Source organism: Streptomyces sp. NPDC024017 (genome assembly GCF_040638895.1).
Taxonomy (GTDB): domain Bacteria; phylum Actinomycetota; class Actinomycetes; order Streptomycetales; family Streptomycetaceae; genus Streptomyces.
In genome coordinates this window covers 76,314-101,980 of the sequence record NZ_JBEZYZ010000003.1, presented here as the reverse complement: position 1 = coordinate 101,980, position 25,667 = coordinate 76,314, and the positions used below count along the sequence as shown (strand labels likewise).

The 25,667-nt window shown below is 70.9% G+C and carries 23 protein-coding genes; 6 read left to right on the top strand and 17 right to left on the bottom strand.

Annotated features, from left to right (window positions below; all coding sequences use genetic code 11):
- Positions 1-141: 141 nt before the first annotated feature.
- The 3 genes from AB0G20_RS08795 to AB0G20_RS08785 all read left to right on the top strand — a co-directional run bounded on the left by AB0G20_RS08795 (position 142) and on the right by AB0G20_RS08785 (position 3,447).
- Positions 142-1,497, top strand: coding sequence for a dipeptidase (locus AB0G20_RS08795; protein WP_361297990.1), 1,356 nt, complete (start codon positions 142-144; stop codon positions 1,495-1,497).
- Between the two features lie 58 nt (positions 1,498-1,555).
- Complete coding sequence (locus AB0G20_RS08790; RefSeq protein WP_361297987.1) at positions 1,556-2,266, top strand: MBL fold metallo-hydrolase; 711 nt, start codon at positions 1,556-1,558, stop codon at positions 2,264-2,266.
- A 269-nt stretch (positions 2,267-2,535) separates the two neighbouring features.
- A complete protein-coding gene (locus AB0G20_RS08785) occupies positions 2,536-3,447 on the top strand; it encodes a MerR family transcriptional regulator (RefSeq protein ID WP_361297984.1) in 912 nt (303 codons plus the stop codon).
- 8 nt (positions 3,448-3,455) lie between these two features.
- Here the strand turns inward: AB0G20_RS08785 and AB0G20_RS08780 are convergent, their stop codons facing one another.
- The 13 genes from AB0G20_RS08780 to AB0G20_RS08720 form a co-directional block, all read right to left on the bottom strand.
- The gene (locus tag AB0G20_RS08780) at positions 3,456-4,541 is read right to left on the bottom strand and encodes a dipeptide ABC transporter ATP-binding protein (protein ID WP_361297981.1); all 1,086 of its coding nucleotides are present in this window, start codon (positions 4,539-4,541) and stop codon (positions 3,456-3,458) included.
- Between the two features lie 26 nt (positions 4,542-4,567).
- Entirely contained in the window at positions 4,568-5,668 is a 1,101-nt protein-coding gene (locus AB0G20_RS08775; protein WP_361297978.1) for an ABC transporter ATP-binding protein, read from the bottom strand.
- Positions 5,669-5,694: 26 nt separating this feature from the next.
- Entirely contained in the window at positions 5,695-6,687 is a 993-nt protein-coding gene (locus AB0G20_RS08770; RefSeq protein ID WP_361297975.1) for an ABC transporter permease, read from the bottom strand.
- Between the two features lie 74 nt (positions 6,688-6,761).
- The gene (locus tag AB0G20_RS08765) at positions 6,762-8,438 is read right to left on the bottom strand and encodes an ABC transporter substrate-binding protein (protein WP_361297972.1); all 1,677 of its coding nucleotides are present in this window, start codon (positions 8,436-8,438) and stop codon (positions 6,762-6,764) included.
- A gap of 76 nt (positions 8,439-8,514) precedes the next feature.
- On the bottom strand, positions 8,515-9,546 hold the full coding sequence (locus AB0G20_RS08760; protein WP_361297969.1) for an ABC transporter permease: 1,032 nt from the start codon (positions 9,544-9,546) through the stop codon (positions 8,515-8,517).
- Positions 9,547-9,852: 306 nt separating this feature from the next.
- Positions 9,853-10,896 (bottom strand): NUDIX domain-containing protein, encoded by a 1,044-nt coding sequence (locus tag AB0G20_RS08755; RefSeq protein ID WP_361297966.1) that lies wholly within the window; start codon positions 10,894-10,896, stop codon positions 9,853-9,855.
- A 145-nt stretch (positions 10,897-11,041) separates the two neighbouring features.
- Positions 11,042-11,242, bottom strand: coding sequence for a hypothetical protein (locus tag AB0G20_RS08750; protein ID WP_248509168.1), 201 nt, complete (start codon positions 11,240-11,242; stop codon positions 11,042-11,044).
- A 65-nt stretch (positions 11,243-11,307) separates the two neighbouring features.
- Positions 11,308-11,544, bottom strand: coding sequence for a hypothetical protein (locus tag AB0G20_RS08745; protein WP_361297961.1), 237 nt, complete (start codon positions 11,542-11,544; stop codon positions 11,308-11,310).
- Positions 11,545-11,594: 50 nt separating this feature from the next.
- Positions 11,595-11,870 carry a hypothetical protein gene (locus AB0G20_RS08740; protein ID WP_361297958.1) on the bottom strand — a complete coding sequence of 92 codons (276 nt, stop codon included), beginning with the start codon at positions 11,868-11,870 and terminating at the stop codon, positions 11,595-11,597.
- Between the two features lie 142 nt (positions 11,871-12,012).
- Entirely contained in the window at positions 12,013-14,415 is a 2,403-nt protein-coding gene (locus AB0G20_RS08735; protein WP_361297955.1) for an excinuclease ABC subunit UvrA, read from the bottom strand.
- Positions 14,416-14,517: 102 nt separating this feature from the next.
- On the bottom strand, positions 14,518-14,934 hold the full coding sequence (locus tag AB0G20_RS08730) for a VOC family protein (protein ID WP_361297952.1): 417 nt from the start codon (positions 14,932-14,934) through the stop codon (positions 14,518-14,520).
- Positions 14,935-14,944: 10 nt separating this feature from the next.
- Positions 14,945-15,388 carry a helix-turn-helix transcriptional regulator gene (locus tag AB0G20_RS08725; protein WP_361297949.1) on the bottom strand — a complete coding sequence of 148 codons (444 nt, stop codon included), beginning with the start codon at positions 15,386-15,388 and terminating at the stop codon, positions 14,945-14,947.
- Between the two features lie 678 nt (positions 15,389-16,066).
- On the bottom strand, positions 16,067-17,020 hold the full coding sequence (locus tag AB0G20_RS08720) for an ROK family protein (RefSeq protein ID WP_361297946.1): 954 nt from the start codon (positions 17,018-17,020) through the stop codon (positions 16,067-16,069).
- A gap of 272 nt (positions 17,021-17,292) precedes the next feature.
- Here AB0G20_RS08720 and AB0G20_RS08715 point away from each other — a divergent pair, with 272 nt between their 5' ends.
- The gene (locus AB0G20_RS08715) at positions 17,293-18,279 is read left to right on the top strand and encodes a LacI family DNA-binding transcriptional regulator (protein ID WP_361299341.1); all 987 of its coding nucleotides are present in this window, start codon (positions 17,293-17,295) and stop codon (positions 18,277-18,279) included.
- A gap of 7 nt (positions 18,280-18,286) precedes the next feature.
- Positions 18,287-19,102 carry a hypothetical protein gene (locus AB0G20_RS08710; RefSeq protein WP_361297943.1) on the top strand — a complete coding sequence of 272 codons (816 nt, stop codon included), beginning with the start codon at positions 18,287-18,289 and terminating at the stop codon, positions 19,100-19,102.
- Here the strand turns inward: AB0G20_RS08710 and AB0G20_RS08705 are convergent.
- Both AB0G20_RS08705 and AB0G20_RS08700 read right to left on the bottom strand, forming a co-directional pair.
- Entirely contained in the window at positions 19,048-21,093 is a 2,046-nt protein-coding gene (locus AB0G20_RS08705) for a protein kinase (protein ID WP_361297940.1), read from the bottom strand. The genes AB0G20_RS08710 and AB0G20_RS08705 overlap by 55 nt on opposite strands.
- 154 nt (positions 21,094-21,247) lie before the next feature.
- Positions 21,248-22,549, bottom strand: a complete 1,302-nt coding sequence (locus tag AB0G20_RS08700) for an aldolase/citrate lyase family protein (protein WP_361297937.1) — start codon at positions 22,547-22,549, stop codon at positions 21,248-21,250.
- A gap of 194 nt (positions 22,550-22,743) precedes the next feature.
- On the opposite strand from AB0G20_RS08700, the gene AB0G20_RS08695 reads away from it, so the two are divergent.
- Positions 22,744-23,649 (top strand): endonuclease/exonuclease/phosphatase family protein, encoded by a 906-nt coding sequence (locus AB0G20_RS08695; protein WP_361297934.1) that lies wholly within the window; start codon positions 22,744-22,746, stop codon positions 23,647-23,649.
- A 57-nt stretch (positions 23,650-23,706) separates the two neighbouring features.
- Here the strand turns inward: AB0G20_RS08695 and AB0G20_RS08690 are convergent, their stop codons facing one another.
- Positions 23,707-24,669: an electron transfer flavoprotein subunit alpha/FixB family protein gene (locus tag AB0G20_RS08690; RefSeq protein WP_361297931.1), complete on the bottom strand. Its 963-nt coding sequence runs from the start codon at positions 24,667-24,669 to the stop codon at positions 23,707-23,709.
- Positions 24,670-24,724: 55 nt separating this feature from the next.
- A complete protein-coding gene (locus AB0G20_RS08685) occupies positions 24,725-25,513 on the bottom strand; it encodes an electron transfer flavoprotein subunit beta/FixA family protein (RefSeq protein WP_361297928.1) in 789 nt (262 codons plus the stop codon).
- Positions 25,514-25,667 lie beyond the last annotated feature (154 nt).

Below are 25,667 nucleotides of genomic sequence, written 5' to 3'. Positions count from 1 at the left end.
TACGGCGGCGGTCACCGCAGGCCGCTGTGGGAGTATCGGCGGCGTGGGTGGCCCTTACACGGGGCCGCGCCCACACCACACGATCACCGCGTACCGAGAGGTACGCATCCGTACAACGTCGCACCCACGAGGAGCGTGCCCATGTCGTCGAATCCGGTCGCCGAGACCGTCGCCTCGCTGATGCCCAGGGCGAAGGAGGAGCTCACCGAACTGGTGGCCTTCCGGTCGGTGGCGGACTTCGACCAGTTCCCTAGGAGCGAGAGCGAGGGCGCCGCCCGCTGGGTCGCCGACGCGCTCGCCGCCGAGGGGTTCGAGGACGTGGCCCTGCTCGACACCCCCGACGGCACGCAGTCGGTCTACGGCTTCCTGCCCGGCCCGGCGGGCGCGAAGACCGTCCTGCTCTACGCCCACTACGACGTGCAGCCGCCGCTGGACGAGGCCGCCTGGACGACCCCGCCGTTCGAGCTGACCGAGCGGGACGGGCGCTGGTACGGGCGCGGGGCCGCCGACTGCAAGGGCGGCCTGGTCATGCACCTGCTGGCACTGCGCGCACTGAAGGCGAACGGCGGCGTCCCCGTCCATGTGAAGGTGATCGCCGAGGGCTCGGAGGAGATGGGCACGGGCGGTCTGGAGCGGTACGCCGAGGAGCACCCCGGCCTGCTGAAGGCGGACACGATCGTCATCGGCGACGCGGGCAACTTCCGTGCCGGCCTGCCGACCGTCACCTCCACCCTGCGCGGCATGACCATGGTGCGGGTGCAGGTCGACACGCTCGCGGGCAATCTGCACTCGGGCCAGTTCGGCGGTGCCGCGCCCGACGCGCTCGCCGCGCTGATCCGCGTGCTGGACTCGCTGCGCGCCGAGGACGGTTCGACGACCGTGGAAGGCCTCTCCGGCGACGCGGCCTGGGAAGGGCTGCGTTACGAGGAGGGGCAGTTCCGCCAGGACGCCAAGGTCCTGGACGGCGTCGAGCTGATCGGCTCCGGGACGGTCGCCGACCGCATCTGGGCGCGCCCCGCCGTCACGGTCCTCGGCATCGACTGCCCGCCCGTGGTCGGCGCCACGCCGTCGGTACAGGCGAGCGCCCGTGCGCTGATCAGCCTGCGGGTGCCGCCGGGGGTGGACGCGGGCGCGGCGACCAAGCTGCTCCAGGCGCACCTGGAGGCACACACCCCGTGGGGTGCGCGGCTGAGCACCGAGCAGATCGGCGAGGGCCAGCCGTTCCGCGCCGACACCACCAGCCCGGCGTACCAGGCCATGGCGGCCGCGATGGCGGTGGCCTACCCGGGGCAGGAGATGCAGTACGCGGGGCAGGGCGGCTCCATCCCGCTGTGCAACACGCTGGCCGCCCTCTATCCGCGTGCGGAGATCCTGCTGATCGGGCTGAGCGAGCCGGAGGCCCAGATCCACGCCGTGAACGAGAGCGTGTCCCCCGAGGAGCTGGAGCGGCTGTCGGTGGCGGAGGCGCTGTTCCTGCGGAACTACGCGGCGAGCTGACCTCTGCCCACAGCAAAGGCCCTCGTCCTCGGACGGGGGCCTTTCCTACGGTCTTGCCATGGACGTCATCGAGCTGCTCCCCCGCCTCCACCTTCTGCGCTTCCCGGTCGGCCAGGCCTATCTCTGGCGCGACGGCGGCGAACTGACGCTGGTCGACGCCGGCCCGGCCGGCTCCGGCGCCCCGATCGCCGAGGCCGTGACCGCCCTCGGCCGGCATCCCCGGGACGTACGACGGATCGTGCTCACCCACTTCCACGAGGACCACGCGGGCGGGGCCGGCGAGTTCGCCGCGCTGAGCGGCGCCGAGGTGCTGGTCCACCGGCTCGACGCGCCGGTCGTACGCGGGGACGCCCCGGGCCCGCCGCCGCTGTTCGAGGACTGGGAGCTGCCGCTGCACGAGCAGGCCGTGAAGCTCCTGCCCGAGGGTGACTTCGCCCGGCCGCGACAGGTCACCGAGGTGTCCGGCGGCGACGTGCTGGACATGGGCGGCGGGGCGCAGATCGTGCACGTCCCGGGGCACACGCACGGCAGCATCGCGCTCCATCTCCCGGAGCAGGGCGTGCTGTTCACGGGTGACACGGTCGCCGCCTCACCCGTCGACGGCACGGTGATGCCGGGGGTGTTCAACCTCGATCGCGGGCAGGTCCTCGCGGCCTGCCTGCGTCTGGCCGAACTGGACGCGGACGTGGCCTGCTTCGGTCACGGAGATCCGGTGACGGGGCAGGCGGCCCGGGCACTGCGGAGCGCGGCGCTCGGGCGACCCGCCTAGGCCGTGTTTCAGGTTCGGCTTCCTGTGCACGCCCTGCATGCTGATGATCCGTGGGCACAAGTCGCAGGTGGCCTGGCTGTCGGCGGCTGATAGAACGGTGTGCGGTGGCGGGTTCGGACCGGAGTTCCGTGGCGGGACCTGCCGTTCGAGTACGGACAGGGCGCATTTCTTGGCATTGGGCGGAGCGGTGTGTATGGGGTTGCACCTTCCGTAGCGGCATGTGGTCCGGTGGACTTACGTCCCGATGCCTTGAGGAAGGGTCCCTGCTCATGCATTCGTCTTTCATGCCACCCCGCCAGGTCAAGATCGGTGACGCGGCGGCCTTCGCCGGCAGCACGCCACGGGCGATTCGCCATTACCACGAGATCGGGCTGCTCCCCGAGCCAGAGCGGGGCGGCGATGACCGCCGCCGCTACGGGTACGAGGACATGATCCGCCTGCTGTGGATTCGCAAGATGGCCGATGCCGGGATCGCCCTGGACGACATCCGTGACGCCTTTACCACCGGCACGGCTTCCGCCGGTGCGGACAGCGGAGAAGGTATCGAGGGCATCCTGGAGCGGTTGGAGGAAACCCTCGCCGAGCAGGAGGCGGAATTGCGGCGGCAACGGACCGCCGTGCAGCGGATGCGCACCGAAGGCAGCCGGATGGGCCTGCTCTCCGACCTCGTCACCGAACGCCTCAGGAGCCTGCCCGAGGGCTCCCTGCGTCAGGCGGACCTGGACAGTCTGCTGGTCACTGAGCGGATCTTCGGCCCGCTCGGCGCGGCCGTCCAGGCCACCCGCTTCGTCGTCCTGGCCACGCATCCCACTCTGCGGGAGGATTCCGACCGCATCGACGACGCCGAGGAGGCACTCGATGACAGTGTCGCCGTCGATGATCCACGGGTGGCTCAAGTGGCCGTCGAGCGGCACGACTTCGAAAGCGCCCTGCAGGCCGTCATCGAGGAGTCCGGCCTGGGTAAGGACGACGATGACCTCTTCGACGCCTGGGACACTTTGCACCCTGCCACCGCCGATGACGGCGAGGGCGAGGCCGACCTCAGCTCTGGCAGGCGGGAGGCTGACTCCATGAGCGTGTTCGAAGCCACCGGCAAGATGCCCTACGACTTCTCCCCAGCCCGCCTGCGCTGTATGGAACTGGCCGAAGAACTCTCCGCCCGAGACTCACCCGCTACCTGAAACACGGCCTAGCCGAGAGCCGGGTCCAGGACGATGTCCTCCTCGCGTGCGGTGACGGACGGCTCCTCGGGGAAGTGGCAGGCGGTCAGATGACCCGGGGGGCTGCCCTCGACGCGCACCAGGTGCGGTTCCTCCAGGGCGCATTTCTCCTGTGCCTTCCAGCAGCGGGTGCGGAAGCGGCAGCCGGAGGGTGGGTCGATCGGGGAGGGCACGTCCCCGGCCAGCCGGATGCGTTCGCGCCGCTGCACGGCGTCCGGGTCGGCCTCGGGTACGGCGGACAGCAGCGCGTGCGTGTAGGGGTGCCGGGGCCGGGTGTAGAGCGACTCCCGCTCGGCGACCTCGACGATCTTGCCGAGGTACATCACGGCGACCCGCTCGGAGAAGTGCCGTACGACGGCCAGGTCGTGGGCGATGAAGACGAAGGCGATGCCGAACTCCCGCTGGAGGTCCTGGAGCAGGTTGACGACCTGTGCCTGGATGGAGACGTCCAGTGCCGAGACGGGTTCGTCGGCGACGATCAGCTTCGGCCGCAGGGCGAGGGCTCGGGCGATGCCGATGCGCTGGCGCTGGCCGCCGGAGAACTCGTTCGGGTAGCGGTTGTAGTGCTCGGGGTTGAGCCCGACGGTCTCCAGGAGTTCCTGGGCGCGCTTCTTGTGGCCCTGGGGCGGGTTGATGCCGTTGAGCCGCATCGGTGTCTCGATGATGGTGCCGACGGTGTGCCGGGGGTTCAGCGACGCGTACGGGTCCTGGAAGATCATCTGGAGGTTGCGGCGGGCCTCCCGCATCCGCGCGGCGGGCCGGTGGGTGATGTCCTCGCCGTCGAACACCACGGAGCCGCCGGTGGGTTCGAGCAGCCGGGTGATCAGGCGGCCCGTGGTCGACTTGCCGCAGCCGGACTCGCCGACCAGGCCCAGCGACTCACCGGCCCCGACCGAGAAGTCGATGCCGTCGACGGCGCGGACGGCCCCGATCTGCCGCTGGAAGATGATGCCCTGCCGGATCGGGAAGTGCTTCTGCAGACCGCGCACGTCGAGGAGGTTCTCGCCGGTGGGACGGTCGGTGTTCTGCCCCGTGAGGGGCTGGGTGGTGCTCACGGCTTGCTCCCTTTCGTCCGCCGCCGTCACTGCGCGGCCCGTGCGGCTGCGGCGCTGTGGTCGTCCGGACCGGCCCCGCCGCGGATCTCCTGCTTGGCGTCGTCGCTGAGATGGCAGGCGGCGAGGTGCCGTTCGCTGCCGGAGACGAGACGCAGCTCGGGCCGCTCCGTCGTGCAACGGCCCTCCGGCACCCAGCCCTTGTAGGCGCAGCGGGGGTGGAAGGAGCAGCCGTCCGGCAGGTTGATCAGGCTGGGCGGGGTGCCGGGGATCGGGTCGAGGCGTTCGCCGACGTCACCGCTGAGGTGCGGCATCGACCGCAACAGGCCCCAGGTGTAGGGGTGCTGGGGCTGCTTGAGCACCTCGCGGGTGGTGCCGTACTCGATGCGGCGGCCGCCGTACATCACCAGGATGTCGTCGGCGACGTCGGAGACCACGCCGAGGTCGTGCGTGATGATGACGACGGCCGAGCCGAACTCCTCCTGGAGGTCGCGGATCAGGTCCAGGATCTGCGCCTGGACGGTGACGTCCAGGGCCGTGGTGGGCTCGTCGGCGATCAGCAGGGCCGGGTCGCACACCAGCGACATGGCGATCATGGCGCGTTGGCGCATACCGCCGGAGAACTGGTGCGGGTAGTCCCTGACCCGGCGCTCGGGCTGCGGGATGCCGACTCGCTTCAGCATCTCCACCGCGCGGTCCTTGGCCTCCTTCTTGGAGACCTTGTGGTGCACCCGGTAGGCCTCGGCGATCTGGGAGCCGACGGTGAAGAAGGGGTGCAGCGCGGACAGCGGGTCCTGGAAGATCATGGAGACCGTGCGGCCGCGCAGGGCGCGCATGCCGGCCTCGGGCAGGGCGACGAGTTCCCTGCCCTCCAGCCAGATCTCGCCGGAGACCTGGGCGCGGGTGCCCTTGTGCAGTCCGAGCAGGGCCAGTGAGGTCACCGACTTGCCGGAGCCGGACTCGCCGACGATGCCGAGGGTCCTGCCCTTCTCCAGGGTGAAGGAGACGCCGTCGACCGACTTGACGAGGCCGTCCTCGGTCGGGAAGTGCACCCTCAGATCGCGTACGTCGAGGAAGGGTGCGGGCGCGGGTGTGACGTCCGCGGGCTGCGGTGAGGTCGATACGGACACGGGTGTTCCTAAGGACGAAGAAGGGCTCAGGCGAGGCGCACGCGCGGGTCGACGAGGCCGTACACCAGGTCGACGACGACGTTGGCGAGGACGACGAACGTCGCGGCGAAGAGCGTGGTGCCGAGGATGACCGGCAGGTCGGAGTTCTGGACGGAGTCGACCGCGAGCTTGCCGATGCCGTTGATGCCGAACACCGACTCGGTGATGACCGCGGAGCCGCCGATCAGGGAGCCGACGTCCATGCCGAAGATGGTGATGATCGGGGTGATGGCGGCCCGCAGTCCGTGCTTGAGGACGACGGTGGCGGCCGGCAGGCCCTTGGCGCGGGCGGTGCGCATGTAGTCCTCGGCGAAGACCTCCAGCATGGAGGAGCGGGTGAGCCGGGTGTACATCGCGAGGTAGACGACGACCAGGGTGGTCCACGGCAGGATCAGCCCCTGGAACCAGCCGGCCGGGTCCTCGGTGATCGGCGTGTAGCCCGAGGTGGGCAGGATCTGGAACTTGTCGACGAAGAGGTAGAGCAGGAGCAGACCGATGAAGTAGATCTGCACCGACACGCCGAACAGGGCGAGTCCCACCGCCGCTTTGTCGGCGGCCCGGCCCCTGCGCACCGCCGCGACGGTGCCGAGGCCGACGCCCAGGACGAGGAACGCCACCGCGGCGCCGAGGCCGAGGGAGAGGTCCGCCGGGAAGTCCTGGAGCAGCGTGGTCAGGACGGGGGTGTCGGTCTGGAAGGAGATGCCGAGGCAGGGTGCGGCGCAGTGGATGCGGACGCTCTGGTCGCCGTAGTCGCGTCCTGCGACCAGCCCCTTGACGAACTCCCAGTACTGCGTCAGGTAGCTCTGGTCCAGGCCCAGTGAGTGCTTGATCTCCGCGAGACGGGAGGGCGAGCAGGTCTTTCCACAGGCCAGGAGCGCGGGGTTGGACGGCAGCGCGAAGAAGATGAAGAAGGTGATCGTGGTGATCACCAGCATGATCACGGCCGCTGCCAGCAGGCGTCTGATGAGGTAACGAAACATGGGGTGCCGGGACCTGACGTGAGGGGGATGCCCGCCGGCGGCCGGGGCCGCCGACGGGGTTCAGAGGGGATGCGTCACTGCTTGATGTAGGCGTGCACCAGGCTGGGTTCGGCCATGATCGAGTCGTTGATGACCCCGCCGACCTTCGAGCCGCTCACCTCGCTGAAGTTCATGTACATCAGCGGGACCACGGCGGCGTCCTTCAGGATCTGCTCGTCCAGGGCCCCGTAGGCGGCGTTGCGCTGCTTGATGTCGGTCATCTTGCCGATCTTGTCGATCTGCGCGTTGACCTTCGGGTCGTTCAGGTACGAGAGGTCGTTGTTGGACTGCGGGAGCTTCTTGATCTGCCGCCCGTCGAAGAGGGTGGGCAGCACGGTGGAGGCGTTCGGCCAGTCCGCGATCCAGTCGCCCCACGTCAGGTCGTACTGGTTCTTCACGTTGTCGACGGTGCTGAAGTAGTTGTTCTTGTCGATCGGGGTGATGTTCACCGTGATGCCGATCTTCGCGAGCGCGGTCTTCACGGCGTCCGCGAAGTGCTCGTGCGTGGGGATGTTCTCGACCGCGAGCGACATCGTCGGCTTGGGGTTGCCGGCCTGCTTCATCAGGGCCTTGGCCTTGGTGAGGTCACCGGCGGGGTTGCTGCTGTAGAGGTTGAAGTCCTTGTGGCCGTCGATGCCGGGGGCGAGCATCGTGGTGGCGTAGTTGCCGTAGGCCGAACCGCCGAAGGCACCGCGTACGGTGGTCTTGTCGACGGCGTACTCGATGGCCTGACGGACCTTGAGGTCCTTGACCCGGTTCAGATTGATCGCCATGTAGTTGATGCCCGGGGCCGGGATCTTGTAGTAGCGCGACTTCAGCGAGGGGTCGTTCGCCATCGTCGTCAGGTCGGAGCCGGCGATCGGCGTCTGTGTGATCGCGGTCCGGGCGGAGCCGCCGTCGGACTTGATCTGCTGGTCGATGGCGGCCTGGTCCTGGCCGAACTTCGCGTCGATCTCGTCGAGGTTCTGCTGGCGGATCGGGTCGGTCGACCGGCTCCAGTTCTTGTTCCGGACGAGGACCATTTCCTTGTTCTTGGTGTACGACTTGATCATGTAGGGCCCGTCGGACCAGACATGTGTGTCGTACGTGGCGCCGGTGTCGTGTGCCTTGGGCACCGCCGACCAGCCGGTCATGGCCGTCGTCTCGTTGAAGTCGGCGACGGGCTGGTTGAGATGGAAGACGAGGGTGTACTTGTCCGGTGTCCCGATCGAGTCCAACTGCTTGCCCTGGTACGGGCCCTTGTAGGAGTCGCCGCCGGCCAGCCACTGACTTGCGTACGGCGGGCCGCCGTTGATGTCCGGGGAGAAGGCCCGCTCGACGCCGTACTTGACGTCCTGCGCGGTGACCTCGCTGCCGTCCTGCCACTTGACTCCGTGACGCAGGTGGAACGTCCACACCGTGGCGCCCTTGCTGGACGTTCCGGTGTCGGTGGCCAGGTCGCCGACCAGCTTGGGCGCGGATGCCGTCTCGTCCCATCCGGTGAGGGTGCGGACGAGCTCGTAGTCCATGCTCGAACCCTCGGTGGTGTACGTCCGCTGAGGGTCGATGTGGTTGAAGTCGGCGTCGTCGAGGATCGTCAGCGTGCCGCCCTTCGACGGGGAGCCGTCGGCGCTGTTGCCGGAGGACCCTCCGCATGCGGTGGCTCCGAGGGCGATCACGACGGCGGTTGCCGTGAGAGCGACCGTGCGTGATCTGCGCGTTCTGCGCGTCATTGAGGAAACTCCGTTCTTGCTACGGGTCGGCGGCCGTTTGGTGGGACCGCCGGGCCGAAACTCGGGGGGTGGTTTGTCAGCCGCGGCGGGCGCGGGGGTCCAGGGCGTCCCGGACGCCGTCCCCGAGCAGGTTGAGCGCCAGGACCAGGAGGAAGAGCAGGACGCCGGGCACGAAGAGGTACATCGGGTCCTGGAGGAAGAACTGGGAGGCGTCCGACAGCACGGCTCCCCAGTCGGGGTTGGGCGGGATGACACCGACGCCCAGGTACGACAGCGCCGCCTCGGTGGTGATGTTCTGCGGGACGGCGAGCGCGAAGGAGATCAGGATCGGCGCCCACAGGTTGGGCAGCAGCTGCCGGAAGAGGATGTGCCGGCGCCCGGCGCTCATCAGCCGTGCGGCGTCGACGAACTCCCGCTCGCGCAGGGACAGTACCTGCCCGCGCACCAGGCGGGCGGTGTACGCCCAGGCGAAGACCGCGATGTTGAGGACCAGGACGAGCAGCCGGAGGTTCTCGTCGGTGCCGCCGTGGCTGTTGGTCTGCAACGCGTTCTGGATCACGGGGGTGAGCGCGATGATGAACAGCAGCTGCGGGAACGCCAGCATCACGTCCATGATCCGGGACAGCAGGGAGTCGACCCAGCCGCCGAAGTAGCCGGCGGCGAGCCCTGCGACGACGCCGACGGCGGTGGACAGCAGCGCCGAGGCGAATCCCACGTAGAGGGAGGTGCGCAGGCCGTAGACGATGCGGGCGAACAGGTCGTATCCCGTGCCCGGTTCGACGCCGAGCAGATGCCGGGCGCTGATGCCTCCCAGCGATCCGTAGGGGAAGTTGCCCGTGTCCGGATTGATCGCCTTGTTGTCGGGGGTGATCGGTCCCCAGCCGGTCAGTGCGGTGAGCACCGGCGCGAGGAGCGCGATCGCGATGAACAGGAGGGTGGCCGCCAGAGCGGCCGTGGTGACCTTGTCCCGCCTGATCCGCCGCCAGGCCATCCGGGCCGGTGAGCGGCCGGCGACAACCGTGCCGCCGGGTCTGGAGTCCTGCGTCGACGGCTCGGTCAGCAGCGCGGTGCCGCCGCCGGTGTCGACGGGCTGGTGTTGCGTGGTCATCGTACGGACATCCCGGATCTGCCCCTGGGGCAAGGAAATTGGGTGGCGGTCGTTGATTCCGCCGTGAGACTCTGCGGACTTTCGCAATGGCGTGCGAGTCCGGTCAAGCCGCGCAGGGGCGAGAAAAGGGATTGTTTGCGGACATGGAGAAGTGTTGACGAGAGCAGGGAATGTGATTACCCGCCGCGTGAGTGTTTGCGGGAGATTCCTTGGGAAGTCATTGGCCGTGGCTCCGGCGTCGTTTCCTTTTGCTTTTCCCTCGGAATCCCCCGTGCCGGGTAAAGGGCGCGGGCAGCGAGCCCGGCGTCAGCCGACCGGCACCCCGGCTTCCAGGTAGAGCGCCGCTCCGCGTTCGCGTGCCCGCAGGGCCCAGCGCAGCCGCTCGTAGCGCACCGGGGGCAGCAGGTCGGCGGCTTCCTCCTCGGTGACGAACCGCCAGGCGCGCAGCTCCGGGCCGGGCAGCAGCAGCCGGCCGGCCTCCGCGGAGTGGAGGAGGCCGCCGTCGAAGAGGAGACGCAGGCCGCCGAACCCGGGGGGCGCGGGGCGCTCCCAGTCGACGACGAGCAGGCTCGGCACCTCGTCGAGGCTGATGCCGGTCTCCTCGGCGACCTCCCGCATCCCCGCCCGCGCGGGCGCCTCGCCGGGTTCCACGACACCGCCGGGGAACTCCCAGCCGGCCTTGTACGTGGGGTCGACGAGCAGCACCCGGCCCTGCTCGTCGAAGAGGAGCACTCCGGCCGCGACGGTCTCGGCGGTGGGCTCGGGCGTCTGCACGATGTCGCAGACGGGCACGGAGTCGCTGGTGACGGCCTCGGCGATCCGGACGGCCGTCTCGTACGGTGTGAGGTCGCCGGTGTCGACCGGGTGGGCGTCTGCGGTGAGCCAGGAGGCGAGGGCGGCCCGGTACGGCTCGATGTGGTCGAAGGACCACTGACGTATTCGCATCTCGCCGTCCGCGAGGTCCTGCGGGACCTCGCGGCCCGCTATGCGCTCCCGCAGTATCGTTTCGGCCGGAGCGAGCAGGATGTGGCTGACCGGAATCCTGCGCGCGGCCAGGCCGCCGAAGATCTCGTCGCGGTACTCCTGGCGCAGCAGGGTCATGGGGACGACGAGGGTCCCGCCGAGCTCGGCGAGCATCGCGGCCGCCGTGTCGATCACGAGCCGTCGCCAGATCGGCAGGTCCTGGAAGTCGCCGACCTCGGCGAGGCGTTTGGGTGGCAGCAGGTGGGCGAGCGCGCCGCCGATGACCTCCGGGTCGAAGAGCGTGCTGTTCGGGATCAGTTCGATCAATTCCCGTGCGGTGGTGGTCTTCCCCGCACCGAACGCGCCGTTGATCCAGACGACGGTCACAGGTCCCCCTCTGCTGTTGGCCCCCTGAGGCTTGCCCGCTCCACCCTGCCACGGAAACCAGCCGCAGTTGAGGGCGCATGACGACGGCGCCGGCGCCCCCTCACGCGGGAGCGACGGCGCCGTGGCCGCGGGGCCGTGCGGCTCGTCAGCCCTTCTTCTTCGCCTGGGCGCCGTCCTCCCGGTCCAGGGACAGGCTGTCCTTGGCGACGGTCTCGTCGAGCGTCTTGAGGGTCTCGTCGACGCTCAGGGTGCCGAGGCTGTCCCCGAGGGCGTGGGACGGGGTGACCGCCGCGACGACGAAGCCGGTGGCGAGGGAGGCGATGGCGAGCATGCTGCGCTTCTTCATGCCCGACTCAACTGCCGGACCCGCTCCGGGGTCACGCAGCCGCGTGCGACCGGGCGAAGCGGGCGCTACGCGGAGTCGCCCTCCCGGTCGGTCGCCCACACTCCCGGACCGCCGCCGCGCCACTCGATCAGTCCCGTGGCCGCCACGTACGCCTCGTCCGCGTCCTCGATCCCGGCGCGCCGCAGGAACTCGGCGACGTCGAGCGGCCCGTAGGCGATACCGAGGAACTGGTCGTCCACACGGACCCGCCGGCCGCCGTCCGCGGCGGGCGGGTAGACCACGACGGGTTTCACGGACGCCATGGCACCAGGGTGCGCGGGGACGGCGCCGGCCGCGCGCCGGGATGGGCCGTTCAGCCCGCCTTCCGCGACGGCCGGAACTCGTGGACGTCGGCGGTGAGGGTGCCGTCCTGCTGCTCGTAGTGGGACAGGGCGAGGCCGAGACCGAAGAAGGTGGGGGCCCATTCGCCGACGAAGATGCCCCAGCGGTCGGCACGGGCGAGACCGGTGCCGCCTTCCATCTTCATGGAGCCCACCCAGGCGACGACGCTGAGGCCGATGGAGGCCATGCCGGCCATGTAGGCGTGCTCGCTGCGGACGCCCATCTCGTGCATCTTCCTGATGATCATCAGCGGCTCCGTTCCGTGGGGGATTCAGGAGACGGAGTGCCCTCGACCGGCGCCGATATTCGCATGATTTGTACTTTTTGCCCGAAGTGTGGGCCGTGAGGCGAGCCCGTCGAGTGCACGCCTCACGGCCACCGAGGCCTGGTCAGGCGCCCACGTAGGCCGCCAGGTGCTCCCCGGTCAGCGTGGAACGGGCTTCGACGAGGTCGGCCGGGGTGCCCTCGAAGACGATCCGGCCGCCGTCGTGGCCCGCGCCGGGCCCGAGGTCGATGATCCAGTCGGCGTGCGCCATGACAGCCTGGTGGTGCTCGATCACGATGACCGACTTGCCGGCGTCGACGAGCCGGTCGAGCAGGCCGAGCAACTGCTCCACGTCCGCGAGGTGGAGACCGGTGGTCGGCTCGTCGAGGACGTACACGCCGCCCTTCTCGCCCATGTGCGTGGCCAGCTTCAGCCGCTGCCGCTCGCCGCCGGACAGTGTGGTGAGCGGCTGGCCGAGGGTGAGGTAGCCGAGCCCGACGTCCGCGAGCCGCTCCAGGATCCTGTGCGCGGCGGGCGTGCGGGCCTCTCCGCTGCCGAAGAACTCCTCGGCCTCGGTCACCGGCATCGCCAGCACCTCGCTGATGTCGCGGCCGCCGAGGCGGTACTCCAGCACCGACGCCTCGAACCGCCTGCCCTCGCACTCCTCGCACGGGGTGGCGACGCTCTGCATGATCGCCAGGTCGGTGTAGATGACACCGGCGCCGTTGCAGGTGGGGCAGGCACCCTCGGAGTTGGCGCTGAACAGCGCCGGCTTCACACCGTTGGCCTTGGCGAAGGCCTTGCGGATCGGGTCGGCCAGGCCGGTGTACGTCGCCGGGTTGCTGCGCCGGGAGCCGCGGATCGGGGTCTGGTCGATCGCCACCACACCCTCGGCCCCCGCTTGCTTGGGCATCGAGCCGTGCACGAGCGAGCTCTTGCCGGAGCCCGCGACGCCGGTGATGACGGTGAGGACGCCGAGCGGGATGTCGACGTCGACGCTGTGCAGGTTGTTCGCGGAGGCGCCCCGGATCTCCAGCGCGCCGGTGGGCTTGCGGACCGTCGCCTTGATCTTGGCCCGGTCGTCGAGGTGCCGGCCGGTGACGGTGCCGCTGCCCCGCAGCCCCTCCAGGGTGCCCTCGAAGCAGACGGTGCCGCCCGCCGTGCCGGCGCCGGGGCCGAGGTCCACGACATGGTCGGCGATGGCGATCGTCTCCGGCTTGTGCTCCACGACCAGCACGGTGTTGCCCTTGTCACGCAGGCGCAGGAGCAGGTTGTTCATCCGCTGGATGTCATGCGGGTGCAGGCCGATGGACGGCTCGTCGAAGACGTAGGTGACGTCCGTGAGCGAGGACCCGAGGTGGCGGATCATCTTGGTGCGCTGCGCCTCGCCACCGGAGAGCGTGCCCGACGCCCGGTCGAGCGAGAGGTAGCCGAGGCCGATCTCCACGAACGAGTCGAGGGTGTGCTGGAGCTTGGCGAGCAGGGGCGCCACCGACGGCTCGCCGAGCCCGCGCACCCACTCCGCCAGGTCGCGGATCTCCATCGCGCAGGCGTCGGCGATGTTGACCTTGCCGATCTTCGAGGAGCGGGCGAGCTCGCTGAGCCGGGTGCCGTCGCACTCGGGGCACCGGGTGAAGGTGACCGCCCGGTCCACGAAGGCCCGGATGTGCGGCTGCATCGACTCGCGGTCCTTGGACAGGAAGCTCTTCTGGATCTTCGGGATCAGCCCCTCGTAGGTGAGGTTGACGCCGTTGATCTTCACCTTGGTCGGCTCGCGGTACAGGAAGTCGTGCCGCTCCTTCTTGGTGTACTCGCGGATCGGCTTCTCCTTGTCGAAGAAGCCCGACTCGGCGATGACCCGCACCACCCAGCCGCCCCCGGTGTAGGTGGGGATGGTGAACGGGTCCTCGGAGAGCGACTTGGAGTCGTCGTAGAGCTGGGTCAGGTCGATGTCGGAGACCGTGCCCCGGCCCTCGCAGTGCGTGCACATGCCGCCGGTGCGGCTGAAGGTCACCTTCTCCGTCTTGGTCTTGTCGGCGCCGCGGTCGACCGTCATGCCACCGCTCGCCGAGACCGAGGCCGTGTTGAAGGAGAACGCGCCGGGCGGGCCGATGTGCGGCGTGCCGAGCCGGCTGAAGAGGATCCGCAGCATCGCGTTGGCGTCGGTGGCGGTGCCGACGGTGGAACGGGGGTCGGAGCCCATGCGCTGCTGGTCGACGGCGATCGCGGTCGTCAGCCCGTCCAGCACGTCGACCTCGGGCCGGGCCAGGTTCGGCATGAAGCCCTGCAGGAAGGCGCTGTAGGTCTCGTTGATCAGCCGCTGCGACTCCGCCGCGATCGTGTCGAACACCAGCGAGCTCTTGCCCGAGCCGGAGACGCCCGTGAACACCGTGAGCCTGCGCTTGGGGATCTCGATGCTGACGTCCCTGAGGTTGTTCTCGCGCGCGCCGTGCACGCGGATCACGTCATGGCTGTCGGCAACGTGCGGCCCGGGCGACTGTCTGTCCGTCGTCGTGGCCTTGCTCATGGTGTCTCCATCTGTCGTGCGGGGCTGCCGCGCTCGGACGATCTCGTTCCCCCGCGCCGGTCCCGGGGGGCGGCGCGGGGGGAGGTGCGGTGCGGGGGGCTGTTACGACGCCTTGAGCTGCTGGATGCGGACCATGTTGCCCGCGGGGTCGCGGAAGGCGCAGTCGCGAACGCCGTAGGGCTGGTCCACCGGCTCCTGGACCACCTCGGCGTCGCCGGCCTGCACCCGCTCGAAGGTGCCGTCGACATCGGTGGTGGCCAGGACGATGCTGGCGTAGGTGCCCTTGGCCATCATCTCGGCGATGGTGCGGCGCTCGTCCTCGGTGATGCCGGGGTCGGCGGCCGGCGGGTGCAGCACGATGTTCGTGCCGGGCTGGCCGACGGGGCCGACCGTGATCCAGCGCATGCCCTCGTATCCGACGTCGTTTCTGACTTCGAAGCCGAGGGTGTCGCGGTAGAACGCCAGGGCGGCGTCCGGGTCGTCGTGCGGAAGGAAACTGGCGTGAATCCGAAGGTCCATGGCCATCACGCTAGTTTCGGCTCGGGGTGGGCGCTTCTCGATTCCTGATCGGTCTGGTCACCTGCTTCGCCACGCACGACGGAATGCCCGCCGTCGCGCGCGCCGCCTCGCGCCGGTAGGCACTGGGCGGCATGCCCACGAGCTCGGTGAAACGGGTGCTGAAGGTGCCCAGCGACGCGCAGCCGACCTCGAAGCACACCTCGGTGACGCTGAGGTCGCCCCGGCGCAGCAGCGCCATCGCGCGCTCGATGCGCCGCGTCATGAGATAGCTGTACGGCGACTCGCCGTACGCCTGCCGGAACTCGCGGCTGAGGTGCCCGGCCGACATGTGCACACCCCGGGCGAGCGCCTCGACGTCCAGAGGCTTCGCGTACTCCCGGTCGATCCGGTCCTTGACGCGACGCAGTCGAGCGAGGTCACGCAGGTGCTGCGCCGAGGCGGGTCTGCTGCTCACAAGCGCGATCGTGTCACATCGCACAGACATGCGGTTCGATTTCCGTGTATCCCGGACCGAACGGGCCAGGGGGCCCGGAGGCGGGTCCTGGAGCCCGGCGGCGGCCTCGACGGACGGGTCGATGAGCCCCGTCCGCGGACCGGCCTCGACAGCCTCCCAGGAGCCGGGTCGGAAACCCGCCCGGGCGGCACAACAGCCTGCAGGAGCCCGGGGGCCGGCATCTCGCGCGAGCGGCTACGGCAACCATCAAGAGGCCCGGGGGGAACCCTGCCGCCGACGTCAACAGCCTCCAGCAGCCGAGGACCGGAAACTCACGCGGGCAGCCTCGGCAGCCGCCAAGAGCCGGGGGCCGGAAACCCACACGGGCGACTTCGGCAGCCCCAGAAGCCGAGGGCCGGAAACCCACACGAGCGGCTACGGCAACCATCAAGAGACCCGGTGCCAAACCCCTGCCGCCGACCTCAACAGCCTCCAGGAGCCGAGGACCGGAAACCCACGCGGGCGGCTCGGTAGCCATCAGGGGGGCCGGACCGCAAGCCCGCGCAGGCGGCTTCGGCAGCGCTACGAGGCCGGGGACAAGTCCACGCGACCGCCCCCGGCAACCCCGCACCGACCCCCGTCACTAGCCCCCGCACCCCCGCAGGGGGAACGTTCCTGCCGGATCGGCCGGTCCCGGTCTCACACCCCGGCCGCCGCCGCGTCCGTCCGCTTCGCCAGGGCTGCCGCCGCCGCGCCCACCAGCCCCGCGTCGGTGCCCATCTGTGCCGGCGCCACGGTCAGGTGCCGGACGAAGGACAGCGTCGCGTAGGTGCTCAGGGCCTTGCGCAGGGGGTCGAACAGGACGTCGCCCGCCTTGCCCACTCCCCCGCCGATCACGGCGATGTCGATCTCCACGAGGGTCGCGGTGGCGGCGATCCCGGCGGCCAGGGCCTGGGCGGCCCGCTCGAAGGAGGCGACGGCGACCGGGTCACCGGACCGGGCGGCGGCGGCCACCGCGGCGGCGGACGTGTCCCCGTCGGGGCCGGGCCGCCAGCCGTTCGCCAGGGCGCGCCGGGCGATGTTGGGGCCGCTCGCGATGCGCTCCACGCAGCCGTGCGAGCCGCACGGGCACAGATCGCCGTCGAGGTCCACGCTGATGTGGCCGATGTGGCCCGCGTTGCCGGTGGGCCCGGGATGCAGCCGGCCGCCGAGCACCAGGCCGCCGCCGACTCCCGTGGAGACGACCATGCACAGCGCGTTGTCGTGGCCGCGGGCGGCGCCCTGCCAGTGTTCGGCCGCCGTGATCGCCACCCCGTCGCCGATCAGCTCGACGGGCAGGTTCCCGGCGGCGGCCCGGACCCGGGCGACGAGCGGGTAGTCGCGCCAGCCGGGCACGTTCACCGGGCTCACCGTGCCCGCCGAGGCGTCCACGGGCCCGGCGCTGCCGATGCCCACGGCCGCGGCACGCTCCCACAGCGGCGACGCGGTGAGCTCCCCGAGCACCCCCTCCACGGCCCGCATCACGGTGTCGCCGTCCTCCCGGGCGGGCGTCGGCCGCTGGGCGCGGACCAGGATCCGGCCGTGGCCGTCCACCAGAGCGCCGGCGATCTTGGTGCCGCCGATGTCGAGCGCGGCCACGAGGTCGGTGTGCATCAGAGTCGGATCTCCCCGTCGGGCATGAAAAAACGCCGAGAATGGCCATCAAGCAGGGCAAGCAGCAGACCGGTCCCGCGGCGGTGCACGGGGCCGGAGATTGCGGTGGACAGTCTCTCCCGAGCCTGACAACGTTGTCCAGGCTCTATGCTCGACGCCACATCCTCATACAAACCCAGGATCGACGCACCCCCGTGGACGACAGGACAGGACACCGCACCGTGCCCCAGACCCCCCTCCGATCCGCCACGCGCTACGGCACCCGGCCCACCATGAAGGACGTCGCGGCACGCGCCGGAGTCGGCCTCAAGACGGTCTCCCGTGTCGTGAACGGGGAGCCGGGGGTCACCCCGGAGACGGAGCAGCGGGTCCAGGAGGCGATCGACGCCCTCGGCTTCCGCCGCAACGACAGCGCGCGGGTGCTGCGCAAGGGCCGCACGGCGAGCATCGGCCTGGTCCTGGAAGACCTCGCGGACCCGTTCTACGGACCGCTGAGCCGGTCGGTCGAGGAGGTGGCCCGCGCGCACGGCGCCCTGCTGATCAACGGCTCCAGCGCGGAGGACCCCGAGCGCGAGCAGGAACTGGTGCTGGCCCTGTGCGCGCGGCGGGTGGACGGGCTGGTGGTGATCCCGGCCGGGGACGACCACCGCTATCTGGAGCCCGAGCTCAAGGCGGGTGTCGCCACGGTGTTCGTGGACCGCCCGGCCGGGCACATCGACGCCGACGTGGTCCTGTCGGACAACTTCGGCGGCGCCCGCGACGGCGTCGCCCACCTCATCGCGCACGGGCACCGCCGGATCGGCTTCATCGGCGACATGCCCCGCATCCACACCGCCGCCGAGCGGCTGCGCGGCTACCGGGCCGCGATGGAGGACGCGGGCATACCGGTGGCGGGCTCCTGGATGTCCCTCGGCGTCACCGACCCCGAGCGGGTGCGCAGGGCGGCCGAGGAGATGCTCACCGGCCCGGACCCCGTCACGGCGATCTTCGCCGGCAACAACCGGGTGACGGTCACCGTGATCCGTGTGCTCGCCGAGCAGACCCGCCGTGTCGCCCTGGTCGGCTTCGACGACATCGAGCTCGCCGACCTGCTCCAGCCGGGCGTCACCGTCGTCGCCCAGGACGCCTCGGACATCGGCCGCACCGCGGCGGATCGACTCTTCCGGCAGCTGGACGGCACCCTCGTCACCCCCGAGCGCATCGAGCTGCCGACCCGGCTGATCACCCGCGGCTCGGGCGAGATCCCCCCGGCGGACTGAGCGGCCGATGGACGACGCCACCGATCGCACGCTGCGAGCACTCGGCATGGCCGAGGCGCCGCGCGAGCATCCCCTGCTGTATCCGGGCGCGTGGCCCGCCGATTCCGGGCTCCTCGACGGGGACCGCTTCCTGCCGCTGGAGCAGCTGGTGTACGGGGACCGCACACCGGTCATCGCCATCGGCTCCAACGGCTGTCCGGGCCAGTTGCGGCACAAGATGACGGAGTTCGGGATCGGGTCGCCGCTGCCCATGGTGAAGGCACGGGTGACGGGTGTCGACGCCGGCGTCTCCGCGCATGTGAGCCGCATGGGGTACGTGTCGGCCTCGCCGGTCGGGGCCCCGGACACCGTGCGGGAGTTGTTCGTCCTGTGGCTCGACGCCGAGCAGCTCGCGGTGATCGACGCGAGCGAGGGCGTGCCGTTGCCGGGCGGCAACTTCGACCGGGCCTGGCTGCCGTCGCCGGACGTCCGGATCGACCTCGCGGACGGCACGCGCCTGCCCGGGGCGTACGCCTACGTCAATCGGCACGGCGTCCTCCACGACGGCACGGGCACTCCGCGCACGCACCCCGGTGAGCGGGAGCTGCTGACCGAGCTCCTCGTCGGGCTGCCGCGCCTGCGGGAGCTGTTCGGTGTCGTACCCGAGGAGTTCTGCGCGCGGGCCCGCGGGGACCGGCGGCTGTGCGAGCGGGGCACCCGCCTGTTCATCGAGGAGAAGCTGGTGACGGCCTCCGGTCTCGAACGGTATGTGGCCGCCTCGGCGCGGGATCAGCAGAGCGGGAGCCCGGGGACCGGCGCGTCGTTGTCGCCGCCCTTGATGTAGACGTCGCTGACCCACACGTTCGTGTTGCCGCTGTCGTCGTCGGTCTTCGCCCACCAGACGTTGGTCCACTCCCCGGACGTCTCGCGGCGGCCCAGGTTCTGCTGGCAGTAGAAGTAGTTGGTGCCCGCTTTGAGGATGCCGACCTCGGTGCCGGAGGCCGTGTAGGAGGCGGCCGTCTTCCAGACCTGGCAGTTGTACTTGCCGCCGCCGATGGAGTGGCAGACCGGGGCCGGGGTGGTCGAGCCGCCGCCTGTCGTGGCGCCGCCGCCGGAACCGCCCCCGGTGGTGCCGCCGTCCGACGCCGCGCCGCCGGTGTCGCCTGCGGTGCCGCCGCCGGTGGACTTGGCGGGGGGCGAGGTGGTCGACCGGCCGGTGGGCTCGGGGTTCTTCTTGTCGCCGGGCTCGTCGGACGGGGCCTTGCCCTTGTCGTCGCCCTGTTGCGTGGGTCTCGGGGCGTTCGAGCCGCCGTCCCCGCCGCTGGGCTCGGAGGACCCGGCATCCGCGGGGGCGGCGTCGGGCCGTGCGCCGGTCTCCTTGCCGCCGGAGTCGCCGAGCAGGGCGACCGTGGTGCCGGCGGCGGCGAGGACGACGGTGGCGGCCGCGGCGGCGAGCAGGACGCGTGCCCTGCGGCGGGGCGCTGCGCGGTCGGCGTTCATCGGGCCGGTGGGGGCGGAGCCGCCGGGAGCGGTGCTGCCGGGGTCGGCCGGGCCGAAGCCATGGGGGCCGGTGCCCGGGGTCTGCGGGCCGGGGCCCGACGGCATGGTGTGACCGGGGGCCGAGGCCTGTGCGCCGGGGTCTGCCGACGCGGGGTGCCCGGAGCCCGTTCCCTGTACGCCGGGGCCCGTCGGCGGGGCGTGACCGGAGCCTGGGCCTTGCGGGACGAAGCCTCCCGGTGCCGGCCGGCCGGGGCCGGCGTGCCCCGGCCCGTCATGGCCCTCGGTCCCCGCCGCCCCCGCGGCTCCGAACGCGGCCGCCGTGCCGGAGTTCGGGGTGTTCGTGCCCCCGTGAGGTCCTGCGGCGCCCGGCTGCGGGGGTCCGAACCCCGGCGGCACCGACGGGACGCTGCGCTCCGTCTCGGCACGCGGGGGCGTGGCCGCGGAGCCCCGCAGGGGAGAGGTCGGTGTGTCCTTGCCACCCGTGTCCGCGACCGCCTGGAGCAGTGCGCGGGCCTGGTCGGCCTCCGGGCGGGATTCGGGGCGCTTGTCCAGCAGCCGCTGGAGGACGGGCGCGAGGGAGCCGGCGCGCCGGGTCTCCGGCAGCGGCTCGGTGACGATCGCGGTGAGCGTGGAGAACGTGGACGTGCGGCGGAAGGGCGAGGAGCCCTCGACGGCCGCGTACAGCGTGGCACCCAGCGCCCAGATGTCGGAGGCGGGCCCGGGGTCGGCGCCCTGGGCGCGCTCGGGGGCCAGGTAGTCGAGGGAGCCGACGAGTTCGCCGCTGCGCGTGAGGTGCGTGGCCGAACCGTCCCCCGGATCGTCCATCGTGGCGATGCCGAAGTCGGTGAGGACCACCCGGCCCGAGCGGTCGAGCAGGATGTTGCCCGGCTTGACGTCCCGGTGCAGGACGCCCGCGCGGTGGGCTGCGGCCAGCGCGTCCATGACCTTCGCGCCGATCCCGGCCGCCTCGCCCGGGTCCAGCGTGCCGCGCTCACGCAGGACGTCGTCCAGGGACGGCCCGTCGACCAGTTCCATCACGATGAGCGGGCGGCCGTCGACCTTGGCGATGTCGTGCACGGCGATGACGCCGGGGTGGCGCACGCGGGCCGCCGCACGCGCCTCGCGCTGCATCCGCAGCTGCAGAGCGGCCAGTTCGGGACCGGCCGCGTCGGTGTAGGTGCGCAGTTCCTTGACCGCGACCTCACGGCCGAGGACCTCGTCGACGGCCTTCCAGACGACGCCCATGCCGCCGCGCCCCAGCGCCGCCGTGACGCGGTAGCGGCCTGCCAGCAGCCGTCCGGCCCCGTCCGTCTGCCCGTGCTCCCCCGTCGACACCGCTGCCCCGTTCCTGTGACCCCACCGGATGCGCCGACGGACGACTCCGCCGGTACGTGGCGTACAGACTAAGGGGCGGCGGTGACCGCGACAGCCGCCGACCACGGCTGTGACAGGGCCGGTACGTGCCGGCGGAGCCGGCGTACGGAAGCCCTCAGGCGGAGGCCGTCAGGTCCCCGCGCCGGGGCGCGGCGAAGCTCTCCAGGTCCGCCCGGGTCAGACCGGCCAGGCGGGCGACCTCCCCGATGTCGAGGGCACCGCAGTCCAGGCCGCGCAGCAGGTAGCCGCTGAGGGCCTTGGCGGTGGCGGGCTCGTCCATGACGTCGCCGCCGGTGCGGTTGGCGTAGCGGGACAGGCGGGCGGCGGCCTGCTCGAAGCCCTCGCGGTAGAAGGCGAAGACGGCCGCGTAGCGGGTGGGGATGTGGCCGGGGTGCATGTCCCAGCCCTGGTAGTAGGCGCGGGCCAGGGCGCGGCGGGTGAGGCCGTAGTGCAGGCGCCAGGCGTCGTGGACCTTCGCGGTGGGACCGACCGGCAGGACGTTCGTCGAGCCGTCCGAGACGCGTACGCCCGTACCGGCCGCGGCGACCTGCATGACGGCCTTGGCGTGGTCCGCGGCGGGGTGGTCACTGGCCTGGTGGGCGGCGGAGACGCCGAGGCAGGCGCTGTAGTCGAAGGTGCCGTAGTGCAGGCCGGTGGCGCGGCCCTCGGCGGCCTGGATCATGCGGGCGACGGTGGCGGTGCCGTCGGCGGCGAGGATGGACTGGCTGGTCTCGATCTGGATCTCGAAGCCGATCCGGCCGGGCTCCAGACCGTGGGTCTTCTCGAAGGCGTCCAGCAGCCGCGCCATGGCGGTGACCTGCTCGGCGTAGGTCACCTTCGGCAGGGTGAGGACCAGCCCGCCGGGCAGGCCGCCGGCCTCCATCAGGCCGGTGAGGAAGATGTCGAGGGTGCGGATGCCCCGGGCGCGTACGGGCGCTTCCATGCACTTCATGCGGATGCCCATGTAGGGGGCGGCGGCGCGCTCCTCGTAGGCCTCGGCGATGATCCGGGCGGCGCGGGCGGCGGCCTCGTCCTCCTCGGCGTCGGGGCGGTTGCCGTAGCCGTCCTCGAAGTCGACGCGCAGGTCCTCGATCGGCTCGCGTTCCAGCTTGGCGCGCACGCGCGCGTGGACGGGCTCGGCGAGTTCCTCCGAGAGGCCGAGGACGGCGGCGAAGGACGCGGCGTCCGGAGCGTGCTCGTCGAGGGCGGCGAGCGCCCGGTCACCCCACGTGCGGACGGTGTCGGCGGCGAAGACGTCGCCGGGTACGTAGACGGTGTGGACGGGCTGGCGGGTACCGGGGTCGCCGGGGTAGCGGCGCTCCAGCTCCGCGTCGACCGGCGCGAGGGAGGCGCTGATCTCCTCGCTGACGGCGCCCGCGAGGCTCGTCGCCACCTTCTCCTGCTGGCCCTGACCCATTCCGAGACCCTCCTCTTTTCCGCTGTACGGAATCAACAATCCGTAGAGCGAAGTTATCGGCCGACCTTCGGCCTGGTCAACACCGTCTTGAAGTGGGGTTCCCCATCCTTCACCCTTGGTCTCCGCAGACTCACCCTCTTCTTCCGTATTCAGAAGGCAAGCTTCATCCTGACGTGCAAGGGGAGGGAGACCACGTGTCGAACGAGGCCGGAGTGACGCGCCGCCACGGGCTCAAGGCGGCGGCGGCCGCCGCCATCACAGGGCCGCTGCTCACCACCGCGGGCCCCACACAGCCCGCTTCCGCCGGCGAGCACCCCGGCGCCCTGAACGTCATGACGTTCAACGTCCGCTTCGGGACCGTCGTCGACAGGACACCGCGCTGGGAGGTGCGCCGACCGGTGATGCGAGAACTGCTGCGCCGCGAGCTGCCGCACCTCATCGGCACCCAGGAAGGGCTCTACCGGCAGGTGCGCGCGATCGAGAAGGATCTCGGCGAGCACTACGACTGGATCGGCACCGGACGCGGGGGTGGCAGCAAGGACGAGTTCATGGCGGTCTTCTACGACACGCGCAGACTCGAGCCGATCGAATTCGATCACTTCTGGCTGTCCGACACGCCGTACACGATCGCCTCGAACACCTGGGGCGCGGACTGGCTGCGCATGGTGACGTGGGTCCGTTTCGTCGATCTCGGCGACGGGGGACGGGAGTTCTACGTCCTCAACACCCACCTGGACAGCGTCAGCCAGTACGCCCGGGAACGCTCGGCGGGACTCATCGGCGAGACGATCGCCGCGTGGGACCGGTCGTTACCGGTCATCGTCACCGGCGACTTCAACGCGGCCGCCCACGACAACCGGGTGCACGACCTCATGCTGGACATCGGACTGGTGGACACCTGGGACGCGGCGGCCTCGCGGGGTCCGGCCTACGGGACGCACCACGGCTACCGGGCGCTCAGACCCGGCGGGCGGCGCATCGACTGGATCCTCACCACCCCCGGGGTGACCACGCACTGGGCCGGGATGAACACCTTCAGCAGGGACGGGACGTATCCGAGCGACCATCTGCCGGTGCAGGCCTCGATGACCCTGGGATGAGAAGAGGCCCCCGTGACCGTTCGCGCGGTCACGGGGGCCTTCCTCAGCCGGGGTCGATCAGCCCTTGCGGGTCTTGATCTCCTCGGTCAGGGCCGGGACGACGTCGAAGAGGTCGCCGACGACGCCGTAGTCGACGAGGTCGAAGATCGGGGCCTCGGCGTCCTTGTTGACCGCCACGATCGTCTTCGAGGTCTGCATACCGGCGCGGTGCTGGATCGCGCCGGAGATGCCGTTGGCGATGTAGAGCTGCGGCGAGACGGACTTGCCGGTCTGGCCGACCTGGTTGGTGTGCGGGTACCAGCCGGCGTCGACCGCGGCACGCGAGGCACCGACAGCGGCACCGAGGGAGTCGGCGAGCGCCTCGATGATCGCGAAGTTCTCCGAGCCGTTGACGCCACGGCCACCGGAGACCACGATCGCGGCCTCGGTCAGCTCCGGGCGGCCCGTCGACTCACGCGGCGTACGGCCGGTGATCTTGGTGCCGGTGGCCTGCGCGGAGAAGGTCACGGACAGGGCCTCGACCGCACCGGCGGCCGGAGCGGCCTCGACGGCGGCCGAGTTCGGCTTGACCGTGATGACCGGGGTGCCCTTGGAGACACGGGACTTGGTGGTGAAGGACGCGGCGAACACCGACTGGGTGGCCACGGGGCCCTCGTCGCCGGCCTCCAGGTCGACGGCGTCGGTGATGATGCCGGAGCCCAGACGCAGCGCGAGACGGGCGGCGATCTCCTTGCCCTCGGCGGAGGACGGGACCAGCACGGCGGCCGGGGACACGGCCTCGTGGGCGGCCTGGAGGGCGTCGACCTTGGGTACGACCAGGTAGTCGGCGTACTCGGCGGCCTCGTGGGTGAGGACCTTGACCGCGCCGTGCTCGGCGAGCGTGGCGGCGGTGTCACCGGCGCCGTTGCCCAGCGCGACGGCGACCGGCTCGCCGATGCGGCGGGCCAGGGTCAGCAGCTCCAGGGTGGGCTTGCGGACGGCACCGTCCACGTGGTCGACGTAGACGAGAACTTCAGCCATGGGACTTCTTCTCTCCTGCTTGCGAAAGATGAGGGGCGGTCAGCGAATACCGGGCTCAGATGAACTTCTGGCCCGCGAGGAACTCAGCGAGCTGCTTGCCGCCCTCGCCCTCGTCCTTGACGATCGTGCCCGCGGTGCGGGCCGGACGCTCGGCCGCGCCGTCGACCGTGGTGTAGGCGCCCTCCAGGCCGACCTCCTCGGCCTCGATGTCGAGGTCGGACAGGTCCCAGGACTCCACCGGCTTCTTCTTGGCCGCCATGATGCCCTTGAAGGACGGGTAACGCGCCTCGCCCGACTGGTCGGTCACCGACACGACCGCCGGCAGGGACGCCTCGAGGTTCTCCGAGGCGGCGTCGCCGTCGCGGCGGCCCTTGACCGTGCCGTCCTCGACGGAGACCTCGGAGAGCAGGGTGACCTGCGGGACGCCCAGACGCTCGGCGAGCAGCGCGGGCACGACGCCCATGGTGCCGTCGGTGGAGGCCATGCCGGAGATGACCAGGTCGTAACCGGCCTTCTCGACGGCCTTGGCCAGGACCAGGGAGGTGCCGATGGCGTCGGTGCCGTGGATGTCGTCGTCCTCGACGTGGATCGCCTTGTCGGCGCCCATGGACAGCGCCTTGCGCAGGGCGTCCTTGGCGTCCTCGGGGCCCACCGTGAGGACGGTGATCTCCACGTCGTCGTCGGAGTTCTCGGAGATCTGCAGCGCCTGCTCGACCGCGTACTCGTCGAGCTCGGAGAGCAGACCGTCCACGTCGTCCCGGTCGACGGTCAGGTCATCGGCGAAGTGCCGGTCGCCAGTGGCGTCGGGCACGTACTTCACAGTGACAACGATCCTCAAGCTCACGCCGGCTCTCCTACTGCATCGTCATTTCCATGCTGCCTACTTGCAGGCAGCATAGGCGCCTCTAGCGTCCGATCCCGGTCGGGGCGACCCACGCCCCGAGCGAAACATTACTCGTCAGTACACTCAGTTCGTTCCCGCTAAGCAAGCGCTTTGA

Coding starts and splice junctions, on each gene's coding strand:
- AB0G20_RS08795 (WP_361297990.1), top strand. CDS start 142: ATGTCGTCGAATCCGGTCGCCGAGACCGTCGCCTCGCTGATGCCCAGG.
- AB0G20_RS08790 (WP_361297987.1), top strand. CDS start 1,556: ATGGACGTCATCGAGCTGCTCCCCCGCCTCCACCTTCTGCGCTTCCCG.
- AB0G20_RS08785 (WP_361297984.1), top strand. CDS start 2,536: ATGCATTCGTCTTTCATGCCACCCCGCCAGGTCAAGATCGGTGACGCG.
- AB0G20_RS08770 (WP_361297975.1), bottom strand. CDS start 6,687: ATGTTTCGTTACCTCATCAGACGCCTGCTGGCAGCGGCCGTGATCATG.
- AB0G20_RS08765 (WP_361297972.1), bottom strand. CDS start 8,438: ATGACGCGCAGAACGCGCAGATCACGCACGGTCGCTCTCACGGCAACC.
- AB0G20_RS08760 (WP_361297969.1), bottom strand. CDS start 9,546: ATGACCACGCAACACCAGCCCGTCGACACCGGCGGCGGCACCGCGCTG.
- AB0G20_RS08750 (WP_248509168.1), bottom strand. CDS start 11,242: ATGAAGAAGCGCAGCATGCTCGCCATCGCCTCCCTCGCCACCGGCTTC.
- AB0G20_RS08745 (WP_361297961.1), bottom strand. CDS start 11,544: ATGGCGTCCGTGAAACCCGTCGTGGTCTACCCGCCCGCCGCGGACGGC.
- AB0G20_RS08740 (WP_361297958.1), bottom strand. CDS start 11,870: ATGATCATCAGGAAGATGCACGAGATGGGCGTCCGCAGCGAGCACGCC.
- AB0G20_RS08735 (WP_361297955.1), bottom strand. CDS start 14,415: ATGAGCAAGGCCACGACGACGGACAGACAGTCGCCCGGGCCGCACGTT.
- AB0G20_RS08730 (WP_361297952.1), bottom strand. CDS start 14,934: ATGGACCTTCGGATTCACGCCAGTTTCCTTCCGCACGACGACCCGGAC.
- AB0G20_RS08720 (WP_361297946.1), bottom strand. CDS start 17,020: ATGCACACCGACCTCGTGGCCGCGCTCGACATCGGCGGCACCAAGATC.
- AB0G20_RS08715 (WP_361299341.1), top strand. CDS start 17,293: ATGAAGGACGTCGCGGCACGCGCCGGAGTCGGCCTCAAGACGGTCTCC.
- AB0G20_RS08710 (WP_361297943.1), top strand. CDS start 18,287: ATGGACGACGCCACCGATCGCACGCTGCGAGCACTCGGCATGGCCGAG.
- AB0G20_RS08700 (WP_361297937.1), bottom strand. CDS start 22,549: ATGGGTCAGGGCCAGCAGGAGAAGGTGGCGACGAGCCTCGCGGGCGCC.
- AB0G20_RS08690 (WP_361297931.1), bottom strand. CDS start 24,669: ATGGCTGAAGTTCTCGTCTACGTCGACCACGTGGACGGTGCCGTCCGC.